The sequence below is a fragment of the Frigoribacterium sp. 2355 genome, assembly GCF_054060695.1.
In genome coordinates this window covers 23,322-38,259 of record NZ_JBSSDL010000003.1, presented here as the reverse complement: position 1 = coordinate 38,259, position 14,938 = coordinate 23,322, and the positions used below count along the sequence as shown (strand labels likewise).

At 71.7% G+C, this 14,938-nt stretch carries 13 protein-coding genes and 1 tRNA gene; 4 read left to right on the top strand and 10 right to left on the bottom strand.

Annotated features, from left to right (window positions below; genetic code table 11):
- Window positions 1–14: 14 nt before the first annotated feature.
- On the bottom strand, window positions 15–2,585 hold the full coding sequence (locus ACVJ1F_RS04725; protein WP_456884970.1) for a DEAD/DEAH box helicase: 2,571 nt from the start codon (window positions 2,583–2,585) through the stop codon (window positions 15–17).
- A 497-nt stretch (window positions 2,586–3,082) separates the two neighbouring features.
- Between ACVJ1F_RS04725 and ACVJ1F_RS04720 the strand changes: the two genes are divergently transcribed.
- Window positions 3,083–3,580, top strand: a complete 498-nt coding sequence (locus ACVJ1F_RS04720; RefSeq protein ID WP_159827263.1) for a flavin reductase family protein — start codon at window positions 3,083–3,085, stop codon at window positions 3,578–3,580.
- 21 nt (window positions 3,581–3,601) lie between these two features.
- On the opposite strand, the gene ACVJ1F_RS04715 is transcribed toward ACVJ1F_RS04720, so the two are convergent.
- Window positions 3,602–3,784: a hypothetical protein gene (locus ACVJ1F_RS04715; RefSeq protein WP_456884969.1), complete on the bottom strand. Its 183-nt coding sequence runs from the start codon at window positions 3,782–3,784 to the stop codon at window positions 3,602–3,604.
- 235 nt (window positions 3,785–4,019) lie between these two features.
- Here ACVJ1F_RS04715 and ACVJ1F_RS04710 point away from each other — a divergent pair, with 235 nt between their 5' ends.
- Complete coding sequence (locus ACVJ1F_RS04710; protein ID WP_402752841.1) at window positions 4,020–4,922, top strand: NAD-dependent epimerase/dehydratase family protein; 903 nt, start codon at window positions 4,020–4,022, stop codon at window positions 4,920–4,922.
- 78 nt (window positions 4,923–5,000) lie between these two features.
- Here ACVJ1F_RS04710 and ACVJ1F_RS04705 read toward each other — a convergent pair whose 3' ends face one another.
- Complete coding sequence (locus ACVJ1F_RS04705) at window positions 5,001–7,514, bottom strand: beta-glucosidase (protein ID WP_456884968.1); 2,514 nt, start codon at window positions 7,512–7,514, stop codon at window positions 5,001–5,003.
- A gap of 77 nt (window positions 7,515–7,591) precedes the next feature.
- On the opposite strand from ACVJ1F_RS04705, the gene ACVJ1F_RS04700 reads away from it, so the two are divergent.
- Window positions 7,592–8,182 carry a TetR/AcrR family transcriptional regulator gene (locus ACVJ1F_RS04700; protein WP_456884967.1) on the top strand — a complete coding sequence of 197 codons (591 nt, stop codon included), beginning with the start codon at window positions 7,592–7,594 and terminating at the stop codon, window positions 8,180–8,182.
- Between the two features lie 60 nt (window positions 8,183–8,242).
- Here the strand turns inward: ACVJ1F_RS04700 and ACVJ1F_RS04695 are convergent, their stop codons facing one another.
- From ACVJ1F_RS04695 to galU, 7 genes are all read right to left on the bottom strand, one after another.
- Entirely contained in the window at window positions 8,243–9,841 is a 1,599-nt protein-coding gene (locus ACVJ1F_RS04695; protein ID WP_456884966.1) for a DUF7059 domain-containing protein, read from the bottom strand.
- Window positions 9,842–9,952: 111 nt separating this feature from the next.
- The gene (locus tag ACVJ1F_RS04690; RefSeq protein WP_456884965.1) at window positions 9,953–10,957 is read right to left on the bottom strand and encodes a hypothetical protein; all 1,005 of its coding nucleotides are present in this window, start codon (window positions 10,955–10,957) and stop codon (window positions 9,953–9,955) included.
- Window positions 10,958–11,087: 130 nt separating this feature from the next.
- Complete coding sequence (locus tag ACVJ1F_RS04685; RefSeq protein ID WP_056048981.1) at window positions 11,088–11,291, bottom strand: hypothetical protein; 204 nt, start codon at window positions 11,289–11,291, stop codon at window positions 11,088–11,090.
- Window positions 11,292–11,417: 126 nt separating this feature from the next.
- Window positions 11,418–11,493, bottom strand: a tRNA-Ala gene (locus tag ACVJ1F_RS04680).
- Between the two features lie 67 nt (window positions 11,494–11,560).
- On the bottom strand, window positions 11,561–12,613 hold the full coding sequence (locus ACVJ1F_RS04675) for a hypothetical protein (RefSeq protein ID WP_456884964.1): 1,053 nt from the start codon (window positions 12,611–12,613) through the stop codon (window positions 11,561–11,563).
- Between the two features lie 113 nt (window positions 12,614–12,726).
- Window positions 12,727–13,374 (bottom strand): GNAT family N-acetyltransferase, encoded by a 648-nt coding sequence (locus ACVJ1F_RS04670; RefSeq protein WP_456884963.1) that lies wholly within the window; start codon window positions 13,372–13,374, stop codon window positions 12,727–12,729.
- A 16-nt stretch (window positions 13,375–13,390) separates the two neighbouring features.
- On the bottom strand, window positions 13,391–14,305 hold the full coding sequence (gene galU / locus ACVJ1F_RS04665; RefSeq protein WP_369794403.1) for a UTP--glucose-1-phosphate uridylyltransferase GalU: 915 nt from the start codon (window positions 14,303–14,305) through the stop codon (window positions 13,391–13,393).
- Window positions 14,306–14,353: 48 nt separating this feature from the next.
- Between galU and ACVJ1F_RS04660 the strand changes: the two genes are divergently transcribed.
- The gene (locus ACVJ1F_RS04660; protein ID WP_056048994.1) at window positions 14,354–14,932 is read left to right on the top strand and encodes a 5-formyltetrahydrofolate cyclo-ligase; all 579 of its coding nucleotides are present in this window, start codon (window positions 14,354–14,356) and stop codon (window positions 14,930–14,932) included.
- Window positions 14,933–14,938 lie beyond the last annotated feature (6 nt).

The following is a 14,938-nucleotide window of genomic DNA, read 5'->3' as shown; positions in this document are numbered from 1 at the left end:
GCGACCCTACGAGATTACCCCTCGACGGGTGACGGTCGGCTCCGCTCGGAGGCCGGCCCGACGGCCGTGACGGTCACGACGGCCTCGCCTCGCTCGTCGCTCGAGGCGAGGTCGACCACGGCCGAGATGCCGAAGTCGTGGTCGCCCTCGGGGTCGGCGAGGATCTGCCGCACCCGCCACACCGTGGGCAGTTGCTCGACCTGGAGCATCTGCGGCCCCCGGGCCGCGGCGTCCGTGCCGATGGAGTCGTACTCGTCGTAGTACCGGTCGAGGGCCTCGCCCCAGCGGTCGGCGTCCCAGCCCGAGCCCGCGTCGAGGGCCCCGAGGGCGTCCGCGTCGTCGCGGGCGGCGAGTTCGACGCGACGGAACAGCTCGTTGCGCACCATGATCCGGAAGGCCCGCGCGTTGGCGGTGAGGTTGCGGAGCGTCGGGGGCACGATCTCGTCGTGGGCCTCGAGCTCGCTCGGGTTCACCATCTCTTCCCACTCGTCGAGCAGGCTGGAGTCGACCTGCCGGACGAGTTCGCCGAGCCACTCGATGACGTCGACCAGCTCGTCGGTCTTGGCCTCGTCCGGCACCGTCTGCCGCAACGCACGGAAGGCGTCGGACAGGTAGCGCAGCACGAGCCCCTCGGAGCGGGCCAACCCGTAGAAGGCCACGAAGTCGCCGAACGTCATGGCGCGCTCGTACAGGTCGCGCACGACCGACTTGGGGCTGAGCGCGAAGTCGCCGATCCAGGGCTGCGAGGCCGCGTACGTCTCGAACAGGGCGGTCAACAACTCGTCGAGCGGCTTGGGCCAGGTGACCTCCTCGAGGAGTTCCATGCGCTGGTCGTACTCGATGCCCTCGGACTTCATCGCGGCCACGGCCTCGCCGCGGGCCTTGAACTGCTGCTGCGACAGGATCGGCCGGGGGTCGTCGAGGGTCGCCTCGACCACGGACACCATGTCGAGGGCGTAGGTGGGCGACTCGACGTCGAGCACCTCGAAGGTCGCCAGGGCGAAGGGCGACAACGGCTGGTTGAGGGCGAAGTTGGCCTGCAGGTCGACGGTCAGGCGGATGGTCGGAGCGCCTCCGTCGGGCGAGGCCTCTTGTACGACGACCTCGGCGGTGCGCAGCGTGCGGTAGATCGAGATGGCCTGCCGGGCCATGGCGTACTGCTTGGCGAGGGGCTCGTGGTTGTCGAAGACCAGCGAGCGCACGTTGGCGAAGACGTCGCCGCCGCGCCCGATGACGTTGAGCAGCATGGCGTGGGTGACCTGCATGTGCGAGGTCAGCGCCTCCGGCTCGGCGGCGATGAGCTTGGTGAAGCTGGGCTCACCCCAGGACACGAAGCCGTCGGGCGCCTTCTTGCGGACGATCTTGCGCTTCTTCTTCGGGTCGTCGCCCGCCCGCTCGATCTGCTTGAGGTTGTCGATCTCGTGCTCGGGCGCCTGGAGCGTGACCGTGCCCGAGGTGTCGTAGCCCGCGCGACCGGCCCGCCCGGCGATCTGGTGGAACTCTCGCGCGCTGACCTGGCGCATGCGGGTGCCGTCGAACTTGGTCAGCGCCGTAAGCAACACCGTGCGGATCGGCACGTTGATGCCGACGCCGAGCGTGTCCGTGCCGCAGATGACCCGCAGCAGGCCGCGTTGCGCCAGTTGCTCTACGAGGCGACGGTACTTGGGCAGCATGCCCGCGTGGTGCACGCCGATGCCCGAGCGCACCAGGCGGTTGAGGGTCTTGCCGAACCCGGTGCTGAACCGGAAACCGCCGATCAGTTCGGCGATCTCGTCGCGCTGCTCGCGGCTGGCGACCTTGATGCTCGACAGCGCCTGCGCCCGCTCGAGCGCCGCGGCCTGGGAGAAGTGCACGACGTAGACGGGCGCCTCGCCGGTCGAGAGCAGTTCTTCGACCGTCTCCTGCACGGGCGTCTGCGCGTAGAAGTAGTGCAGCGGGACGGGACGCTCGACACCCGTGACCCGCGCCACGGGCCGACCGGTGCGCCGCGCGAGGTCGTCGGTGATGCGGGTGACGTCCCCCAGCGTCGCCGACATCAGCAGGAACTGCGCACGCGGCAGCAGCAACAGCGGCACCTGCCAGGCCCAGCCGCGCGACTGGTCGCCGTAGAAGTGGAACTCGTCCATCACGACCTGGTCGACGGCGGCGTCGGCCCCGTGCCGCAGGGCCAGGTTCGCGAGGATCTCGGCCGTGCAGCAGATGATCGGCGCGTCGGAGTTCACCGACGAGTCGCCGGTCACCATGCCGACGTTCTCGGGCCCGAAGAGCTCGACCAACGCGAAGAACTTCTCGCTGACCAGGGCCTTGATCGGGGCCGTGTAGTACGACCGCCCGCCCTGGCTCAGGGCGACGAAGTGGGCGCCGGCCGCGACGAGCGACTTTCCCGTGCCGGTCGGCGTGCTGAGGATCACCGACGCGCCTCCGACGAGCTCCATCATCGCTTCGTCCTGGGCCGGGTAGAGGGGCAGCCCCCGCGACTCGGCCCACTCGGCGAAGGCCGTGTACGCCGTGTCGGCGTCGTACGAGTCGGCGCCCGGCGTCGAGGGGAGCAGGGCGGCGAGGGGGGCGACAGGAGCGGGCGACATGATGAGTCAACCCTGCACCATCCACCGGTCCGAGGGCGACGACCACGGACGGGTCGTCCGGCCGCGGGAGCGCGACGACGCCCCCGCGGCCGGCCCCCCGCCTCGTGCCCTGAACCTCCACGAGGTGAGGGGGCCTCAAGTAAAGCACGAGGAGGCGCGACTCGCGACCCCGAGGACGCGCGGTCCGCGACGACCTCCGGGACGAGAAGAGGGCACGCCCCGGTCGACGAGCGGAGCTCGGACCAGGGCGTGCCCACCGGACCCACGGCCGATGACCTCACGAAGTCGGATCAGGAGACCACGCTGCGTTCGTCGGCCGCTTGACGGGAACGGGCGCCCCGGTAACCAGCCGGTGAGCGCACTACACCGTACCTCGGACGATGCCCGAGGTGGTGGGTGACTTCCAGGTGATTGGAACACCTCGTAATCCGGATGAAACACCGGACGGCTAACGTCGCGATGAACCAACTGGTTCACATCTCTCGACGGGAGCCCCGATGACCCGCACCACGTCGCTCGACCCGGTCGAACGCTCGGCGTTCGCCGCCTTCCCGAGCGGGGTCGCCGCGCTCGCCGCCACCGGGGTCGACGGCCCGGACGGCATGGTCGTCTCGAGCTTCACGGTCGGGGCCTCGTTCGACCCGCCGATGGTGACGTTCTCCGCGCGTCAGGACTCGGCGACCTGGGCCCGCCTGCGCACGGCACCGCGCCTCGGCGTCTCGGTGCTCGCCGCCGACCAGGGCCTGCTCTGTCGTCAGCTCTCGTCGCGCACGCGCGCCGCCCGGTTCGCCGACGTCGACCACGTCGTCACCGACGACGGGGCCGTCCTGGTGTCGGGCACCCCGCTGCGGCTCGAGTGCGTGGTGCACCGCGAGGTGCCCGCCGGCGACCACGTCGTGGTCATCCTGCAGGTGCTCGGCGCCCGGGTCGACGACACGGCGGCGCCGCTCGTCTACCACGGCACCGCCTTCCACTCGCTGCAGCCGATCGGCTGACGCTCCGACCGGCCCGACGGCTCAGGCGATGCGTCCCGGGCCGCCGAGGAGCCCGTCGACCTGGTCGACGGCACCTTCGACGGCGGCCTCGTCGGCCGGGGACTCGCCGTTCAGCTCGACCTCCTCGGGGCTGTCGCCGTGCACGGCGGCCGGGTCGGTGCGCTCGTCGGCGTCGTGGTTCGCGGGGTTCGTGGGCGTGCTCATGGGGGCCTCTCTCGGGGGCCGACGGTCGACCCCGGTCAGGCCGAAGCTACCCGGCACGTCCGACACGGCTCCCAGCGGATGCGGACCGCCGCCGCGCCTCCCGGGCGTCGGGACGGAGTCGGCCCGACCACCCGCGTCCGACCACTGACGCCCGCCGACTAGTAGAAACGACGGAGGCGCGGAGCCCGATCCGCGCACCCCAGACCCGCCGGGCGTCCGGCAGAAAGGGCCGACGATGTCGTCTCCCCGCACCCCCACCACCCGAGTCGCCGTCACCGGCGGCAGCGGCAAGCTCGGCCGTGCCGTCGTCCGCGACCTCGCCGAACACGGCTACGAGGTCGTCCTGCTCGACCGCGTCCCCAGCCCCGACCCCGTCGAGGGCGTCGTCTTCGTCAAGGTCGACCTGACCGACTACGGCCAGGTCGCCCAGGCGCTCACGAGCGTGGACGACCGGTACGACCACATCGACGCCGTCGTGCACCTCGGCGCCATCCCGGCCCCCGGCCTGGTGCCGAACGCCGCCCTCTTCACGAACAACGTGACGTCGAGCTACAACGTGTTCGCGGCCGCCCGTGCCGCGAAGATCCGCAACGTCGTCTGGGCCTCGAGCGAGACCCTGCTCGGCATCCCGTTCGACATCGATCCGCCGTACCTGCCGCTCGACGAGGAGTACGCCGTGCGCCCCGAGTCGTCGTACTCGCTGGGCAAGGCCGTCGAGGAGGAGATGGCGCGGCACTTCACGCGGTGGGACCGTCAGCTCAAGCTGATCGGCCTGCGCTTCTCGAACGTGATGGACGACGGCGACTACTCGGAGTACCCCTTCGACGAGACGCCCGAGAAGCGCACCTTCAACCTGTTCTCGTACATCGACGCCCGCGACGGCGCCCAGGCCGTGCGCAAGGCGCTCGAGAGCGACCTCGTCGGCTTCGAGGCGTTCATCATCGCGGCGTCCGACACCGTGATGAACACGCCGACGGCCGTGCTCGCCGAGCAGTACTGGCCGCAGGTCGAGAAGCGCCGGGCGGTCGAGGGAGTCGAGCCGCTGCTCAGCAGCGACAAGGCCCGCGACCTGCTCGGCTTCGTGCCCGAGTACTCGTGGCGCGAGTGGGGCGAGCGCACGGGCAACCACCGCGGCTGACGCCCCCTCGGCGCATCGACGACCCGCGCCTCCTGATCCGACGGACCAGGAGGCGCGGGTCGCGTCACGCGGCGCGCCTCACCGCTCGAGCACGACCGTCGCCTCGAGCGGCAGCTCGGCGACGGACGACCCGACGTGCACCGTGAAGGCGCCCGGCTCGTGGGCCCAGGACCCTTCGCGCCAGTCGGCGAACGCCCGGGCCGGGACGGTCACATCGACACGGCTCGTCCCCCCGGCCTGCACCACGACGGGCGCGAACCCGACGAGCCACCGCACCGGACGGTCGACCACGGAGTCGGGGCGCGAGGCGTAGACCTGGACCACGTGCTTGCCCTCGCGGGCGCCGGTGTTGGTGACGTCGACGGCCACCTGCACCGCGCCTCCTGCGCTCACCGTCGAGGTCGCGTCGAGGCCCGAGAGCGACCAGGTCGTGTAGCCGAGGCCGTGCCCGAACGGGTAGGCCGGGGTCGTGCCGGCCTTCAGCCAGGCGCGGTAGCCGACGTGGATGCCCTCGTCGTAGACGACCTCGCCGTCGACGGGGGTGACGTCGATCACGGGCACGTCCGCCTGCGTGGCGGGCCACGTCGTGGGCAGGCGGCCGCCGGGCTCGACGGCACCGGTGAGGACGTCGCCGAGCGCGTGGCCGTACTCCTGACCACCGAACCAGGTGAGGAACAGGGCGTCGACCTCGTCACGCCACGGCATCGTGACCGGCGACCCCGCGTTGACGACCACGACGGTCGTCGCGGCGGCCGCCGCCACGCGCGAGACGAGCTCGTCCTGGCGTCCGGGCAGGTCGAGCGAGGTGCGGTCGAAGCCCTCGGACTCGACCTTGCTGTTCGTGCCCACCACGACGATCGTCAGGTCGGCGGCCGCCGCGGCCGCGACGGCCTCGTCGATCAGCCCGGACGGGTCGGCGTCGTCGGGCTCGATGCCGAAGGTGTAGCTCAGGGCTCCGCCGAGTGCGCTCGCCCCGATGGTGTGGTCGATGACGACGTCGATCGGTCGCCCCTCGACGACCGTCACGGCCGCCGACTGCGACGGCGGTGCGAGGAACGCCGCGCCGAGGTCGTCGCCGACGGCCTCGCTCGTGCCGTCGAGCACGACCTCGCCGTCGACGCGGATGACCGAGTGGCCGACCGAGGCCACGCCGAGCAGGATCTCGCCCGTGACCTCCGGCGTGTAGCGGGTCGAGAAGCGCACCGTGTCGCTGCGCTCGATGGGGGCGTCGCCACCGAACCAGACGAGCGCGGTGGCCCGACGGTCCTCCGAGAACAGCTCGTCGTCGCCCGAGCGGAACGACACACGGACGCCGGGTTCGCCCGTCTCGGGATTGGCGATGCGGTCGAGGGGCAGCTCGGCCACGCCCTCTTGCACGACGGCGCCGACCGAGTAGGTGACGGTGGCGTCGGGGAAGGCCTGCTCGATGCCCTCGACGGGCGTGACGACCTTCTCGGGCAGCACGGTGGCGCTGCCACCACCCTGGGTCCGCGCGAACCGCGCGTTGTGGCCGACGACGGCGACGGACCGGACGGTCGCGGGGTCGACCGGCACCGCGCCTCCCCGGTCGTGGGCCAGGACGGTGCCGGCGGCCGCGGCCTCGCGGACGAAGGCGATGCCGTCCTCGACCGTGGTCGGCGTCGCGGCGACCGGCTCGAAGCCGTCGAGGGCTCCGACGCGGGCGGCGAGCTGCAACAGGCGCAGCACCTTGCGGTCGATCGAGGCCTCCGGCACCTCTCCCGCCCGCACGGCGGCGACGAGGGCGTCGCCCCAGGGACCGTCCGGGCCGGGCATCACGAGGTCTTGCGAGTGCTTCGCGCTCTCGACGCTCCGCACGCCGGTCCAGTCGCTGACCACGACGCCGTCGAAGCCCCACTCGCTGCTCAGCGGCGTCTCGAGCAGCTCGTTCTCGGTCGCGGTCACGCCGTTGATCGAGTTGTACGACGACATGACCAGCCAGGCGTGCGCCTCGGTGACGGCCTTCTCGAACGCCAGCAGGTAGAGCTCGCGCAGGGCCCGGTCGCTCACCACGGTGCTCGCGGTGAAGCGGTCCGTCTCGTAGTCGTTGGCGACGTAGTGCTTGGGGGTCGCGCCGACGCCGTTGTCCTGCACGCCGTGGACGTACGCGGCGGCGAGCTCGGCGGTGAGCACCGGGTCCTCGCTGAACGCCTCGAAGTGCCGACCGCCGAGGGGTGACCGGTGCAGGTTGATGGTCGGGCCGAGCACGACGTCGACGCCCTTGCGGCGGGCCTCGACCGCGGCCGCGGCACCGTAACGACGGGCCAGGTCGGGGTCCCAGGACGACGACAACGAGGAGGCGCTGGGCAGGTTCAGGGACGGCGAGCGCTCGTCCCACACCTCGCCGCGCACCCCGCTGGGGCCGTCGCTGACCAGGATGCGCCGCAGGCCGATCTTCTCGTTCGGGTGGGTCGTCCAGAAGTCGCGGCCGGTGAGCAGCTGCACCTTCTCGTCGAGCGTGAGTCGCCCGAGCAACTCTGTCAGTCGGGCCTGGTCGTCCCGGGCCGGGTCGTCCCGGGCCTGGTCGTCAGGGATCTGGTCGTCGGCCGCGTCGCCGTCGTGGTGGAGGGTCATGACGTGACGCTACCAGCGAAAACCGAGTGGCGGTGGGTTTCGGGCCCGAGCGCCGACGGTCGCGCTAGCCTGACCGCATGGCACAACGGGGTTCGTACGCGAAGGGTGTGGCCAAGCGCACGGAGATCCTCGACACGGCGCTCGAGGTGGTCTCCCGCAACGGCTTCCGCGGCACGTCGGTCCGGGAGCTCGCCGACTCGGTCGGCCTCAGCCAGGCCGGGCTGCTGCACTACTTCGACAGCAAGGACGAACTCTTTACGGCCATCCTGCGTCGACGCGACGAGGTCGACCTCGCGCTCGCCGACCCGCAGGCGGACATCGTCGAGCAGTTGATCACCGTCATCCGGCACAACGCCGACGTGCCCGGGCTGGTCCAGCTGTTCGCCAGCATGTCGACGGCTGCGACGAGCGATCCGAGCCATGCCGCCCACGCGTACTTCGTCGAGCGCTACGCGTCGATCCGCGCCCAGGTCGCCGAGGCGATCACCGCCCGACAGCGACGGGGCGAGGTGCCGGCGGGCGTCGACCCCACCCGACTCGCGACCGTCCTGCTCGCGGTCAGCGACGGCATGCAGATCCAGTGGATGCTCGACCCCGCCACCGACATGGCCGAGCACGTCGAGCTCGTCTGGCGCCTCGCGCTGGCGACTGTCACCCCGCCCGCCTGACCCCGTCCGGCCGGCGCCCGGCACGTCTTCCGGGCCCGGGACGGGACACGCCCGTCCGGCTCAGGCCCGCAGCATGCCCGTCGTCACCAGTTCGCGGACCTGCGGCAGCAGGTCCGCCCGCAGAGCGGCCTCGTCGGCCCCGAGCAGCTGGGCCAGGGCGCCGACGATGGCCCCGACGCTGAGCTCGCCGTCGCAGGCACCGACCAGGGCCGACAGGGCCGTGCCCGAGTCGATCGTGCGGGCGAAGCCGCCGCCCTGCCGCAACGAGATGACCGTGGGGTCGTCGTTGCCCGGCCAGTAGTGGCGCTCCTCGGTGACGTCGCCCGCGACGACCAGCCGACTCGCGGCCAGCTGCTCGTCGTCGAGGTCGCGCAGCAGGTCGATCGCGTCGAGCGTGCCGAGCAGGTGGGCACCGAGTCCCACGTCGTTCTGGCCGAGACCGCCGAGGAGGCGCTCCGTGCGCACCACGGGCAGGCTCGCGTCGCCCGCGGGCCGACGCACCGTCAGGTAGCCGAACCCGACCTCGACGACCCCCCGGGCCTCGAAGTCGCCGAGCCACGCCTCGTACAGGCGCTCGAAGTCGGCGGAACCGGGTCGGGTGCCGCCGTCGCGGATCCAGGTCTCGGAGTACGCGGTCGGGTCCTGCACCTCGCGCTCGACGACCCAGACGTCGACGGGCACGCCACCCCGGGCCGCCCAGTCGGCGACCGAGTACGCGCCCCTCTTGCCGGCGACCGCACCCGCGCCTCCGGACTCCCAGTTGCCCAGCAGCTGTGCGATGCCGCCCGGCGCGAGGTGGCGCCCGAGGCCCTCGACGACCGAGGCGACGAGGTCGTCGCCGACCATGCCGCCGTCGCGGTACTCGTACTCGGGCACGCCCTCGGCCCGCGGCGTGATGACGAAGGGCGGATTCGAGACGACGTGGTCGAAGGTCTCGCCAGCGACGGGCTCGAACAGGCTGCCCAACCTCAGCTCGATGCCGTCCACCAGGTTGAGCGCGGCGTTGAACGCCGCGTAGTCGAGGGCGCGCTGCGAGATGTCGGTGGCCACGACATGTCGCGCGTGCCGGGCCGCGTGCAGCGCCTGGATGCCGCAGCCGGTGCCGAGGTCGAGCGCCCGGTCGACCTGGCGCGAGATCATCAGGCCGGCGAGCGTCGCCGAGGCTCCCCCGACGCCCAGCACGTGGTCCTCGCGCAGCGCCCCCTCGACGACGAGCTCGCCGAGGTCGGAGGCGATCCACCAGCTCACCTCGCCCGAGGCGTCGACGAAGGCGTACGGACGGAGGTCGACGAGCGCACGGACCGAGTCGCCCTCCCTCGCCACGAGCCCGAGGGCGACCGCGCCCTCGGCACCCAGGGTCGGCAGGGCGCCGGCCACCGCGTCGACGGTCTGCGGGTAGCCGAGCACGAAGAGCGACGCGAGCGTGGCGGCCGGACGCACGGACTCGTCGCGAGCCGCGCTGCGGGCGAGGGCACGACGGGCCGCGACCCGCTCGCCGCGGAAGAGTGCGGCCCCGGCGTGCGAGCCCCACGCGTCGGCACCCTGCAGCCGCTCGACCGTGAACCCGGACGACGCCAGGTCGGCCCTCAGCCGCGCGAGCAGCTCGGGATCGGTCGAGAGGTGGGGCGTCGGGGCATCGGTCGGGGTCGTCGGAGGCACCCGACCATCATGGTGCAGGAGGCGCGACACCGGTCGCCCCGGACGCCACGGAGCCCCCGTCGCGGACGACGGGGGCTCCGCCCGACACGGGGCCGGTGGACGCGGAACGGCTCAGCTGGTGAACACCACGTCGTCGTAGTCGAACGACGGGGACATCTGGAAGACGATCTGGTCGGCGTCGGCCACCGAGAACACGATGCGGTACGAGATGGACTGGCCGGCCGGGACGACCGTCGTGGGCGAGCTCTCGATGTCGGAGTCGTAGACCTTGCTGGCCTCGACGCCGCCCGAGGTGGCCGTCTCGTAGGGCATCGGGTCGAAGTTGGCGTCGGTGCCGTTCTCGATCGTCACGGTGAAGACCACGGAGGCCGCCTGGTCGGCGCCGCTCGAGTACTCGCCGGGCGTGTACGCCTCAGGGGCCGAGACGGTCAGGGCGATGCCGTCGTCGTAGGTGAAGGTCTCGCCGAAGGCGTTGTTCTCGGCCGAGGCGTCGCCGTCGGCCGTCCCGGTGTCACCCGAGTCGATCGAGCCGCTCGTGGGCAGGGACTCGTTGATGGCCTGGACGGAGGCGAGCCCGACGATGACACCGAAGACCACGACGGCGATGCCGATCAGGACGCCCAGCCCCGACACGATCGTGCCGATCAGGGCGAGCATGCGCGCACCCTTCTTCTTCACGAGCGCGATGATGCCGAGCACGAGGCCGACGATCGCGGGGATCACGCCGAACCCGACGAACGACAGCAGCAGTCCGACGCCGCCGACGACGATCGAGGCGATGCCCAGGCCGTTGCCGCCCTGAGGCGACTGCGGGGCCTGACCGTAGGCGGGAGCGCCGGTCGGGGCACCACCGTAGGGCTGCTGCTGGCCGCCGTACGGCTGCTGCGGCTGTCCGCCGTAGGGCTGCTGCGAGCGGTCGCCCTGCGACTGCCCGCCGTAGGGCTGCTGCGGGGCTCCGTAGGCGGGCTGAGGAGCACTCGGCGGGGGCGTCGTGCCGTAGGCCGGCTGCGGGGGCTGGGTTGCCGACGGCGGAGGCGTCTGGTCGCCGCGTCCGTTCTCGTCGCGAGGGTCACGGGGCTCGTCGGACGAGCCGTAGGGCGGCTGCGGAGTGCTCATCAGGCAAGCATGTCGTGATCTCGACGTCCCCGAGGGTCGAACAGGCTGCGCGACCGGTTTTCGTTACCGATCTGTCGTAATCGATTCACCCTCCGCAACCTCTCGGCGGTCATGCGCCGAATCGGGGTGGTCAGGCCGGCAGCACCGAGATCTCGAACTCGCCGTACATGTGGGCGGCGTCGCGCAGGTGGCGCAGCGCCTCCTCGGCCTCGGATCGGGAGTGGTACGGCCCCCGGGCCGGCGCGCCGGGCAGGGCGCGGGCGTACGAGTACTGCAGGTACCAGACCGGGTGGTCGTGTTCGTCGTGCTGCACGATGCTGACTGCGAGTGACATGCCCGGATGCTACGACCGCCCTCGGCCCGCCGCACCCGCTCACAGCGGATCCATCAGGTCGCTCGGGCCGACGACGGCGGCGCCGGAATGAGGAAGGCCCGGGTCGTGATCGACCCGGGCCTGATGTGGTGGAGCTAAGGGGATTCGAACCCCTGACCTTCTCATTGCGAACGAGACGCGCTACCAACTGCGCCATAGCCCCAGAAACTGCTCTGCCACGATAGCACCTCGTCGACACCCGGATGAACCCGGGCCGGACGCTCCGCGGGTCAGACGGCGCGGCGACGCTGCAGGGCCTCGTCGAGCGAGAAGTCCGACTGCGGCAGGTCGTCGATGATGCCCATGCGGGCGAAGCGACTCGGGGGGCGAGGGGGCGCGACCGGCTCGACCCGCGCCTCCTCGGCGGGGACGGCGGAAGCCGCGACGGGTGCGGGAGGCGCGGTGCGGGCCACCGACGCCCGTCGCGTCGACTGCAGCGCGGCCTCGGCCCGGGCGGCCTCGCGCAGGGCGTCGTGTTGGGCCGACCGGAGGGACTCGACCGAGCGACGGGAGTCCCGCTGCAGCTCGGCCGCCGCGTCGTCGGCCGACGCGGCGTCCACCGAGGCGTCGGGGACGGGGCGCTGGCGGCCGCGCCGCAGGTAGAGGGGCTTCGGGACGGGCACGGGGGTCCACAGGCGCGACTCGGCCGAGGCCTGCTCGTCGCGGATGACGACGCCGTCGCCCAGGACGCCGGAGAAGTCCTTGAGCGGCTGCGCGACGGGGGCGACGACCGCCCGGCGGGCGCGCGCCCGCGACACGGCGGCGAGCTGGGTCAGCATCGCGACCGCGCCGGCGCCGAAGAGGAGGCCGGCGACGACGAGCACCCACGACGACGTCAGGCCCGCGGCGACGCCGCCGACGACGGCGACGACGCTGACGGCGAGCACCACGGTCGAGACCAGGCGCGAGCGTCGGAGCCGGCGGGCGGCGAGGGCCGGGTCGCGGTCGGCGGCACGCAACACGGGGGCGGCCGCGGCGAGCTCGCGGGTGACGGCACGCTGCCGCGCAGCCTCGTGCGCACGCCTCAGGGCCTCGCGCCGCGCCTCCTCGTGTCGCAGGATCTTCTGCGCGTCGGCGACCGAGCGGGCGTTCGCCTCGATGCGCACCTCGTCGGGGACCTCGGCCGTCTGGGCGAGGATGCGCAGGGTCTGCTGCAGCCGCACGGCGTTGCGTTCGGTCGCGAGGTACTCGCGTCGGCGCTGCCAGGTGGGCACGAGGTAGACGAGCCAGAGCGCGGCGACGAGAGCGAGGACGACGCCTCCACCCCACGACTCGATGTTCATGGTGACCAAGGTATGAGCGGGCGGGCCCCGGAGGCCGCTGATCGACAGGTGTGTCCGCGTGTCGCGGCACGGATGTGCCTCGCGACCCGACGGGCGACCCCGCGGCGGAGTCGCTAGAGCGGCAGCCCGCGCCCGGCCTCGGCCAGGGCGTCGGCGGGCACGCTGCCCTGCCCGACCGGCACGGTGCCCGTGGTCCAGCGACGCAGGACACCCTCGGGGACCTCTTCGGCGACCAGCGCGAAGCAGAAGTGGTCGCGCCACGAACCGTTGATGTGGATGTACCGCCGCCGCAGACCCTCGTACCGGAAGCCCAGCTTCTCGACGACGCGCAGGCTGGGGGCGTTCTCGGGCCGGATGCAGATCTCCATGCGGTGGAGCCCCAGTGCCCGGAAGCAGTGGTCGGTCGCGAGTGCCACCGCGATCGGCGTCGCGTTGTGGCCCGCCGCCGCCTGGGTCACCCAGTAGCCGATGGTGGCCGAGCCGAGCGAGCCGTAGGCGATGCCCGAGACGTTCAGCTGGCCGACGAACCGGCCGTCGAGCTCGATCGCGAACGGCAGACCGAGCCCCGCCCGGGCGTTCGTCTGCAACGAGCGGATGCTGCCGCGCACGTCGTGGCTGGTGAAGCCGTTCGGGTTGGTGGCCTCCCACTGCCGCAGCCACGACCGGTTCTCCATCAGGGCCTGGTCGAGGTCGCGGGTGTCACGGAGACGGAGGGGGCGGATGGTCACCGCCCCCTCCGTCAGCGTGGGGATGTTCGTCACGGAACGAGTCGCCTGCTTACTTCTCGAGCCCGGCGGTGAACTCTTGCAGCCACGGGCGCAGCTCGCCACCGATGTCCTCGCGGTCGGACGCGAGCTGGACGATGGCCTTGATGTAGTCGAGCTTGTCGCCGGTGTCGTACCGACGGCCACGGAAGACGACGCCGTACACGCCGCCGGTCCACTCTTCGGCACCGGCCATCTTCATGAGGGCGTCGGTCAGCTGGATCTCGCCGCCCTTGCCCGGCTCCTGCTTCTCGAGGACGTCGAAGACCTCGGGGCGGATGACGTAGCGGCCGATGATGGCCAGGTTCGAGGGCGACTCGCCCTGGGCCGGCTTCTCGACGAGGCCGGTGACCTTGACGACGTCGTCCTCGTCGGTCTTCTCGACCGTGGCGATGCCGTAGAGGTGGGTCTGCGAGGGGTCGACCTCGAGGAGGGCGATGACGGTGGCGTTCTTCTGCCCCTGCACCTCGACCATGCGCGTCAGCAGCGGGTCGCGTGCGTCGATGATGTCGTCACCGAGCAGCACGGCGAACGGCTCGCGACCGACGTGCATCTTGGCGCGGAGCACCGCGTGGCCGAGGCCGAGCGGGTCGCCCTGGCGCACGTAGTGCATGTCGGCGAGGTCGGTCGACTGGTTGACTTTGGCGAGCTTGTCGTGGTCACCCTTCTTCTTCAGCGTCTCCTCGAGCTCGCTGACGTGGTCGAAGTGGTTCTCGAGCGCGTTCTTGTTGCGTCCCGTGATCATCAGCACGTCGGTGAGGCCGGCGTTGACGGCCTCCTCGACGACGTACTGGATCGCCGGCTTGTCGACGACCGGCAGCATCTCCTTCGGCATTGCTTTCGTGGCGGGCAGGAATCGTGTCCCCAGGCCCGCGGCGGGAATGACTGCTTTAGAAATCGTGAAGCCCATGCGGGTCAGCGTATCCATCCCCGACGTTTCGCGGAGGTTAATAGTCGGACGGTTAAGCTCGTCGTCATGACTGACGACGTCGGCAACGCCAAACGCGCCCTGCGAGCCGAGATCCGCCAGAAGCGTCGCACCCTGGGTGCGCACGAGAGGGACCAGGCCACCGAGGGCATCACGCGGCACCTCACCGACCTCGCGACGGGCCTGTCGGTGCGCTCGATCGCGGCCTACCTGTCGACCGACGTCGAGCCGAACACGCGTCCGTTCCTGAACTGGGCCTTCGCGAACGACGTCCGCGTGCTGTTCCCGATCACGCGGGCCGACGGCCTGCTCGACTGGGCGGTGGGCGACGGCGAGAGCGAGACCCGGGGCCTCTTCGACCTGCCCGAGCCCGTCGGCGAGGTGCTCAGCCCGATGGCGGTCAACGACGTCGACCTGATCGTCGTGCCCGCGGCGTCCATCGACCACGGCGGCATGCGCATGGGCTGGGGCCGGGGCTACTTCGACAAGACCCTCGGCTCGATGGAGCGTCGTCCGCCCGTCTATGCTGTGGTGTTCGACCCCGAGTACGTCGAGTCGGTGCCCCGAGAGCGGCACGACCAACCCGTCGACGGCGTCGTCACCCCCTCCGGCATCCACGAGTTCTAGACTCGC